Origin of the sequence: Oscillibacter sp. CU971 (genome assembly GCF_905219725.1) — a bacterium.
GTDB lineage: Bacteria > Bacillota > Clostridia > Oscillospirales > Oscillospiraceae > Oscillibacter.
Genome location: NZ_CAJMXG010000336.1, coordinates 1 through 2,609, shown reverse-complemented (window position 1 = coordinate 2,609; position 2,609 = coordinate 1). Strand labels below are relative to the sequence as shown.

At 60.0% G+C, this 2,609-nt stretch carries 2 protein-coding genes and 1 riboswitch; both genes read right to left on the bottom strand.

Annotation, left to right across the window (positions count from 1 at the left end; genetic code table 11):
- Positions 1–385 (bottom strand): TraX family protein (locus JX325_RS14975; RefSeq protein WP_243414120.1); only part of this gene is annotated, 385 nt, incomplete at its 3' end.
- Between the two features lie 148 nt (positions 386–533).
- Positions 534–2,285: a Na+/H+ antiporter NhaC family protein gene (locus tag JX325_RS14970; protein WP_204791871.1), complete on the bottom strand. Its 1,752-nt coding sequence runs from the start codon at positions 2,283–2,285 to the stop codon at positions 534–536.
- Positions 2,286–2,358: 73 nt separating this feature from the next.
- A riboswitch (Lysine riboswitch) is annotated at positions 2,359–2,535 on the bottom strand.
- Positions 2,536–2,609: the final 74 nt, after the last annotated feature.

Sequence of the window (2,609 nt, the reverse complement as noted above, 5' to 3'; positions counted from 1 at the left end):
GCCCCCAGCGCTTTTCCCCCAGCCAGTCGATCCCCTGAAAGACCACCATTAAAATGGCAAAGGAGGTCATCATGCCGTTCATGGGATAGAAGCCGTCGGGCCGGATCGGAAGGAGGCCGCATAGCATCAAAAGCAGCAGGCCGGACATCAGAAGGTGGATTGCGTATACTTTCATGAAGTACCGCCTTCGGTCATGCGTATGGGAAAATCCCTCCACCAGGCAGAACAGGAACAGCGGCGCGGCCAGCCGCCCAGCCATGCTGAACCACTCCGGCACCCGTCCTGTGTAAGCGAAGAAATAGTGAATGTGGTCCAGGACCATCAAAATCAGGGCAATCCATTTCAGCCCTGTGGAGCTGAGGCCCCTTGTTCTTATACTCTTCATGCGCGCGCTTCCTTTCATTTTGTATTATTGGGTTGGTGTATTGCTATAATAATACAATCATAAAAGNAAGTCAACCCCAAAAAGACCCGCGCCCGGTCGAGGACCGGGCGCGGGCAGAAGGAANGTGNANTNCNTTCCGGGGNGCGGCTTANNTTGCGCCGGNATTTTTGGAGCGGATCACAAACAGCGCGCCGATCATCAGCACGATGCNGATGGGCAGGCCCAGCAGGCCCGGGGCCCCCATGCTCACCAGGATGCCCGCGATGAGGTAGGTNNCGCCGGACACCNCCGCGCAGGTGATGGCGTAAGGCAATTGTGTGGACACATGGTTTACGTGGGCGCACTGGGCGCCCGCGGAGGCCATGATGGTGGTGTCGGAGATGGGNGAGCAGTGGTCGCCGNAGACCGCGCCNGCCATGCAGGCGGAGATGCAGACGATGGCCATGGGGTTGTCCATGGAGAAGACGTTCTGCACGATGGGAATCAGGATGCCGAAGGTGCCCCAGGAGGTGCCGGTGGCGAAGGCCAGCAGGCAGCCGATGGCGAACACGATCAGAGGCAGAATCATCTGGAGGCCGCTGGCGGAAGACCGGACGAAGTCCCGGACGAAGAATTTCGCGCCCAGGGAGTCCGTCATGTTCTTCAGGCTCCAGGCGAAGGTGAGGATCATGATGGCGGGGACCATGGCCTTGAAGCCCTCGGGGATGCAGCCCATCATTTCCTTGAAGCTCATGGAGCGGCGGATGAGGTAATAAACCAGGGTGAACACCAGGGCAAAGGCAGAGCCCAGCATCAGTCCCACGGAGGCGTCGGAATTGGAGAAGGCGGTGATAAAGCCCTCGCCGTCAAAGAAGCCGCCGGAGTAAATCATGCCGATGACGCAGCAGATGATGAGGACCACCACGGGGAGCACCAGGTCCAGCACCCGGCCCTTGTCCTCGGGCGCGTCGTCCTCGGCCCCGGCGTAGGGGTTGGAGCCGGAGAAGAGGTCGCCCTTTTCGATGGCGTTTTTCTCATACTTCGCCATGGGGCCGAATTCGGCCTTCATAAGGATCATGCCCACCATCATGACGATGGTCAGCAGGGCGTAGTAGTTATAGGGGATGGCCCGGAGGAAGAGGTTGAAGCCCTGGCCATCCTCGGCAAAACCGGCCACAGCCGCGGCCCAGGAGCTGATGGGGGCGATGATGCACACCGGGGCGGCGGTGGCGTCGATGATGTAGGCCAGCTTTGCCCGGGAGATGCTGTGCTTGTCCGTNATGGGCCGCATGACGCTGCCCACGGTGAGGCAGTTGAAGTAGTCGTCGATGAAAATCAGCACGCCCAGGAGCACGGAGGCCAGCTGGGCCCCGACGCGGCTTTTAATATGGTCCTTGGCCCAGCGGCCGAAGGCGGCGGAGCCGCCCGCCTTGTTCATCAGGCACACCATGGAGCCCAGGATAATCAGGAAGATCAGGATGCCCATGTTGTAGGAATCAGTGACGGAGGCCACGATGCCGTCGTTGAAAACATGGAGGATGGTGGCCTCAAAGGCGAAGCTGGAGTACAGCAGGCCGCCCACCAGGATCCCTAAAAACAGGGAGGAGTAGACCTCCTTGGTAATCAGCGCCAGAGCGATGGCGATGATGGGGGGAATCAAGGACCAGAAGNNGTTGTAGAAGGGGCTGGGGGACTCCACATAGCCCACATAGCCGCTGTCCGCGCAAGTTTCGCAGGGAACGGCCTCCCCCTCGCCGGAAAGGACAACGCCGGAGGTTCCGCAGTCGGGACACTCAATGTACTTCGTGCCCGCCAGTTCCGTTGGGTCCTCCCCGGCGGCAAGGGCAGGTACGGTCATGGCCGCGCACAGCAGCATTACAACCGCCAGCAGAGGCAAAAACCGTCTTCTCAGGGTTCTCATAGCACTCTCTCCTAAATGAAAATAAAGTCATGACAGCTCGTCATGACTTCAACCCGTACACACTTTCGGATGAATCCACGACAGCGCTCCACCTCCGAAGAGGTGACAGTCCGGGGGATGTTCGCCCCGCGGCCCGGCTCCGGCTCCCTCAGGGGGGAGGGCGAAGCCTCGGCGGAAGCCCCTTTCCCCCTCCCCGGCTCCTGAACCTCTGGGGAGGCGTACTCTTGACGTCCGCGCCTCTATCATGCTGGCCCCTATTATAGTAGCCTGTCCCGAAATGTCAACCACTTTTCAGAAAATATTTCCGCCCTTTTGGCCGGGAGG